The 5,772-nt window shown below is 74.2% G+C and carries 5 protein-coding genes; 2 read left to right on the forward strand and 3 right to left on the reverse strand.

Going from position 1 to position 5,772, the window contains the following annotated elements; genetic code table 11:
- The coding region (locus KS423_RS36715) for a polyprenyl synthetase family protein (protein WP_224284077.1) at window positions 1–1,110 on the reverse strand (1,110 nt) is incomplete at its 3' end.
- 199 nt (window positions 1,111–1,309) lie between these two features.
- Here KS423_RS36715 and metF point away from each other — a divergent pair.
- Together metF and KS423_RS36725 are read left to right on the forward strand one after the other, a co-directional pair.
- Window positions 1,310–2,224, forward strand: coding sequence for a methylenetetrahydrofolate reductase [NAD(P)H] (gene metF / locus KS423_RS36720; protein ID WP_224284078.1), 915 nt, complete (start codon window positions 1,310–1,312; stop codon window positions 2,222–2,224).
- Between the two features lie 205 nt (window positions 2,225–2,429).
- Window positions 2,430–3,275, forward strand: a complete 846-nt coding sequence (locus KS423_RS36725) for a hypothetical protein (protein ID WP_224284079.1) — start codon at window positions 2,430–2,432, stop codon at window positions 3,273–3,275.
- Between the two features lie 26 nt (window positions 3,276–3,301).
- Here KS423_RS36725 and KS423_RS36730 read toward each other — a convergent pair whose 3' ends face one another.
- Together KS423_RS36730 and KS423_RS36735 are read right to left on the reverse strand one after the other, a co-directional pair.
- Window positions 3,302–4,819 (reverse strand): NAD(P)/FAD-dependent oxidoreductase, encoded by a 1,518-nt coding sequence (locus KS423_RS36730; RefSeq protein ID WP_224284080.1) that lies wholly within the window; start codon window positions 4,817–4,819, stop codon window positions 3,302–3,304.
- Between the two features lie 11 nt (window positions 4,820–4,830).
- Window positions 4,831–5,442 carry a DUF4126 domain-containing protein gene (locus KS423_RS36735; protein WP_224284081.1) on the reverse strand — a complete coding sequence of 204 codons (612 nt, stop codon included), beginning with the start codon at window positions 5,440–5,442 and terminating at the stop codon, window positions 4,831–4,833.
- Between the last annotated feature and the right edge of the window lie 330 nt (window positions 5,443–5,772).

The raw sequence follows: 5,772 nt of genomic DNA on the forward strand, positions 1-5,772 counted from the left end.
GGCCTCGGCCAGTGCCAGCAGCACCGCGCGGGCCTGCTCGTCGGCGAGCGGCGCCGCCTCCAGCGCGGCCAGCGACTGCCGCATCAGCTCCTCGATCCGGCGCTCCACCAGCTCGGGCGCGCCGCTGCGGGCGACCAGCTCGCGCAGTCCGGCGACCTCCGGGGCCGCCAGGTCCGGGGCGCCGAGCCGCTCGTCCAGGTACCGGGCGTCGGCGGCCGACAGGCCACGCATCGCGTGCGCGACCAGCAGGGTGCGCTTGCCCTCGCGCAGGTCGTCCCCGGCCGGCTTGCCGGTGACGGCCGGGTCCCCGAAGACGCCGAGCAGGTCGTCGCGCAGCTGGAAGGCCTCGCCCAGCGGCAGTCCGAACGCCCCGTACGCCTCGACCAGCTCCGGCCCGGCGCCGGCCAGCAGCGCTCCCACCTGGAGCGGCCGCTCGATGGTGTACTTCGCGGACTTGTAGTGCAGCACGGTCTGCGCCCGCTCCAGCGCGCCCTCGTCCGTCGAGTCGCCGGCCACCGGCTCCAGCACGTCCAGGTACTGGCCGACCATGACCTCGGTGCGCATCAGGTCGAACACCGGCTTGGCGGCCAGGACGGCGGCCGGCTCCAGGCCGCAGCGCAGGAACAGCTCGTCGCACCAGATCAGCAGCAGGTCGCCGAGCAGCACCGCGGCCGAGGCGCCGTACTGCTCGCGGTCGCCGCGCCAGCCGCTGTCGCGGTGCAGCGCCTCGAAGCGGCGGTGGACCGAGGGCAGGCCGCGGCGGGTGTCGCTGCGGTCCATCAGGTCGTCGTGCACCAGGGCGCTCGCCTGGAGCAGCTCCAGGGCGGCGGCCGCGTTGGCGATCGCGTCGTCGTCGGCGCCCCCGGCCGGGCCGCCGGCGCCGCGCCAGCCCCAGTAGCAGAAGGCCGGGCGCAGCCGCTTGCCGCCGTCCAGCAGGAAGTCGCGCAGTGCGTCGGCGGCGGGGACCAGCTGGGGCGAGATCTTGGCGAGCAGCACGGACTGGCCGTCCATGAACGTGGCGAGCGCTGCGTTGACGCGGGTGCGGACGTCCTCCACGTCAATGGGGTTGGCCGCACTGGGGTTGGCCGGCCGGGTGCTGGGCGAGGTCACGATGGGGCTCCGCTGGTTCTCTGGGGTGCAGCAAGCGTAGCGGTGCAACGGGGAACGGGTGTGCGATCGGCCGGGGCGGGGGTGCGCGGGGGAGACGTCGCGGAACCGGCCCGGGGCGAACCGGAACGCCATCCATCAGTTGTCTCAATAGGTGGAATTCGGCTGTCCGGCCCCTTCGGACGCCCGATAACCTGCCAGCATGGCACTCGGTATCGCTTCCACGAGAACGGATCGCGCACTGACGGTGCGCGAACTCCTGGCGGCCGGCAAGCGCTCCTTCTCCTTCGAGTTCATGCCGCCGCGCAGCGAGGCCGGCGAGCAGAAGCTCTGGGACGCCATCCGCCGGCTCGAACCGCTCGACCCCAACTTCGTCTGCATGACGTACGGTGCCGGCGGCTCCTCGCGCGAGCGCACCGTCAACATGGTCGGCCGGATCGCCACCGAGACCACCCTGACCCCGGTCGCCCACCTCACCGCGGTGGACCACTCCGTCGCGGAGCTGCGCAACATCATCGGCCAGTACGCCGACCAGGGCGTGCGGAACGTCCTCGCGGTCCGGGGCGACCCGCCCGGCGACCCGATGGGCGAGTGGGTCAAGCACCCCGAGGGCGTCACCTACGCGTACGAGCTGGTGGAGCTGATCAAGGGCATCGGCGACTTCTGCGTCGGCGTCGCGGCCTCGCCGAACATGCACCCGCGCTCGACCGACTGGGACGAGGACATCCGGCACTTCGTGGCGAAGATCCGCTCCGGGGCCGACTACGCGATCACCCAGATGTTCTTCGAGGTGGACGACTACCTGCGGCTGCGCGACCGGGTGACGGCCGCCGGCTGCGAGACGCCGATCATCCCGGAGATCATGCCGGTCACCAACGCCAAGCAGCTGGAGCGCTTCCCGCAGCTCAGCGGCTCGGCCTTCCCCGCCGACCTGGAGGCCCGCCTGCGGGCGGCCATCGACGACCCGGCGGCGCTGCGGGCCATCGGCATGGAGCACGCCACGGCGATGGCCGAGCGCCTCCTCGCCGAGGGCGCGCCCGGTCTGCACTTCATCACGCTGAACCACTCGACGGCGACGCTGGAGATCTACCAGAACCTGGGGCTGCACCAGCGCTGACGGACGGGGCCGAGCCCGCGCCTGCGCGGTGCCGACGCCGGGTGTTCACGGGCCCGTCACCGAATCGGCGGTGGCGGGCTCGGTCGTGTGCGGCCGGTGTTCGGGGCTGTGGGAACGCGATGCGGTACCCCGGCCGTTGAACCGGTACAGTCGCCGCACACGCGCGGCGCACACGCGCGGGCACGCGACTGGAGGTAGCGGGCGGATGGGCATCGGATACCTGCTGCTGTACGCCGCGTTGGCGGTGGTGGCGCTCTGGCTGGTCGCGGAGGTGCTGCTGCAGAACCGGGCACCGCTGCACTGGAGGGTCCTGGCCCTGGCCGGCTTCCTGGGCGTGGCCGCCGGGATGAGCCTCGGCTCGGTCGTGGTGATCGGGGCCGGTGCCGTGCTGTTCGCGGTCGGCCAGACCTTCGTCACCCTCTCGGTCAAGCGCGGCTACCGGGCCGGCTGGTCCCTGCGGAAGCCCGACGGCAGCCTGCCCGGCCCGCTCGCCAAGGTGCCGTTGCTCGGCGCCCTCACCGGCGGCGCCGCCGCGGTGGCGGCCGTCGCCGTCGCCGAGGAGCGGGTCGGCGAGGTCGGCGCCGTCGAGGAGCCCCCGGCCGCCGCACCGGTGCCGGACGAGGTGCCGGAGGTCGAGCAGACCGCCGCTTTCGAGATGCAGGAGCTCGCCCAGGACGGCGTCTACGCGCCCGCGTACTACGAGCAGCAGCCGCAGGTCCAGCAGCAGCCCCAGGACCCGTACGCCGCCGCCTACCAGGCCGGCTACGACCAGCAGCAGTGGCAGACCCAGCAGCAGCCCGCCTTCGCCTACGACCAGCAGTCCTACGGCGGCTACCCCCAGCACCAGCAGGACCCGTACGGCGCCTACCAGCAGCAGGACCAGTACGCGGGCTACCAGCAGCCGCAGCACCAGCAGGCCTGGGACCCGAACGCCCAGCCCCAGCAGCAGTGGCAGCCCCAGCCCGACCAGCACATCCAGGGCATCCCGCAGCAGCCGGAGTACGACCAGAACCACGGCTACCAGCAGCAGAACACCTGGCACCAGGGCTGACCCGACCGGGCCGGCCCGGTCGGGGCCTACGCCGGGCCGATCAGCCCGGCGGTGATGCAGGCCGACATGCCGACGCGGGCGAGGCCGCCGCCGGGGTGGGCGTTGCCGCCGATCAGGTAGAGGCCGGGGACGGGGGACTCGTTGGCGGCCTTCAGCCACCCGCCCGCGGAGCCGGCCAGGACCGGACGGGCGACCGCCCCGCCGAGGGCACCGGTCTCCCCGCGGGTGTCCTCCGGAGTGCGCACGACCCGCCACAGCACCCGCTCGCGCAGGCCCAGGCCGGCCGCGTCCACGTGGGCGAGCAGCCGGTCGGCGTAGCGGTCGGCGACGCCCGGGGCGGTCCAGTCGAACTCGCCCTGGGCCGGGACGGTCGCGGTCAGCACCACGCTCTCGTGCCCGTCGTCGGGGCGCAGCGCCGGGTCGTCCGGACGCAGCACCTGGACGGTGGGCCGCTCGCAGGGCGGCACCGCGAGGGTCAGCGCGTTCGCCTCCTCGGCCGGATCGGCCGCGTGCACCACCGTGCGGTGCGCGGTGCCCTCCGGCCGGGGCCCGCGCAGGGCGAGCAGCACGCTGAACCGGCCGGGCACCTCCTGCGGCTCCCAGTGGTCGACCGGCAACCCCGGCCACTCGGCGAGGCCGTGGCGGTAGAGGGCGTTGGTGTCCATCGCCGAGATCACCAGGTCCGCGTCGATCCGGCCGTCCGCCGTCTCGACCCCGCTCGCCCGGCCGCCCTCGACGACCACCCGGGTGACCGGGGTGTCGAAGCGGAACTCGACCCCGCGCAGTTCGCAGCGTCGGAACACCGCGTCCGCGAGGGCCCGCAGGCCGCCCCGGACGTACCAGACGCCGAAGGACTGCTCCATGTACGGCAGCACGGTGGCCCCGGCGGGCGCCTCGGCCGGGGTGAAGCCGTACCGGACGGCCGGCTCGAACAGCAGGGCGGTCAGGCCGGGGTGGTCGTCGAGCTCGCGCGCGGCCACGTGCTCCAGGGACCACGGCTGCGGGCGGCGCAGGCGGGCCAGGCCGGTGCGCGGCGGGACGGGGTACGGATCGGTGCCCAGCAGAGCCCGGTCGGCCGGGGATAGGATGCCGTGGTCGGCCGGGAGAGGCTCCTCCAGCAACGGGCGGCGGGTGGCCTCCCAGACCGTCCGGCCGTGGTTCATCACCTCGCTCCAGCGGGCGCCGGAGCCCGTGCCGAAGGCGGCGTCCAGCGCCTGGCTGACGCCGCCGCGGGAGGCGTTCGGCAGAGTGACGACGGTGCCGTCCGCGAACAGGTGCCGGCTCTCCGGGTCGACCGGGGCCAGCTCGACCAGCTGTTCCAGCGGCTCCTTGCCGGTCTTCAGGGCGAGGTCGCGGTAGACCGCTGGGAGGGCGAGCAGGCCGGGCCCGGTGTCGAAGGCGAAGCCGTCGCGCTCGTACCGCCCGACCATGCCCCCGTGGGTGCCGCTCGCCTCACAGACCGTCACCCGGTGGCCGAGGGTCCCCAGCCGGGAGGCCGCCGCGAGCCCGCTCATTCCTGCGCCGATGATGACGATCCGTGCCATGGCACCTGATCCTAGGACGAGGCTTGCGCGCCGCCCGCCGCCCGGGTGGCCCGGCGTTCGCGGCGGCGGGCCCGGAAGGCACGGATCCGGCTGATCGCCAGCCAGACCAGCAGCAGGCCGGCGGCCAGGACCACGGCGGCGACCGTGGCGGCCAGCCAGGGGTGGAAGATCGCCAGGGTGATCAGGCCGGCCACCGAGAGGTCCTCGGCCATGCTGACCACGATGTTGCTGGCCGGCTCGGGGGAGGTGTTGACGGCCATCCGCAGCGAGGCCTTCACCAGGTGGCTGACCAGGGCCGAAGCGCCGCCCATCGCGCCGGCCGCGACCTCGCTGAGCGAGCCGGGGTCGTTGCTCGCGATCAGCACGCCGACGGTGGCACCGGCGATCGGTCGGATCACCGTGTGCACGACGTCCCAGACGCTGTCCACGTACGGGATCTTGTCGGCCACCGCCTCCAGCACGAACAGCAGGCCGGCCACGATCAGCACGTCCGTGCGCTCCAGTGCCTGCGGCACCGAGTCCGCGTCGGCGAACCTGCCCAGCAGGCCGAGCAGCAGCACCACCGCGTAGGCGTTGATGCCGCTGGCCAGTCCGCTGGTGAAGATCAGCGGCAGGACCGTCATCTCGTCCCCCTCCTCGTCGTCGCGTCACCTCGGGGGCCGGCTCCGCCCGGCCCGCCGTACGGTACCGGCACCCGGGACGCCGCGGACGCACGTCCCGGTTCCGGCGGTCGGCGGACTGAGTACGGATACTCAGATCCACGGTTGAGTACGTCAGCGGATGGCCGCCGACCTGCGGAGACGGGAGAGTGGTGGCACCCGGGAGGGCGGCGCGTCGGGCGCCCGGCCCGCCCGGGCGGCGGACCCGTCCGTCTCCCGGCCGTGAACTCCGGGGAGGCGGCGGACGGTCCGCCACGGGGCTGGTCACGGTCCCCGCACCGCCGGCACGGGGCG

Origin of the sequence: Streptomyces sp. LS1784, assembly GCF_020103755.1 — a bacterium.
GTDB lineage: Bacteria > Actinomycetota > Actinomycetes > Streptomycetales > Streptomycetaceae > Kitasatospora.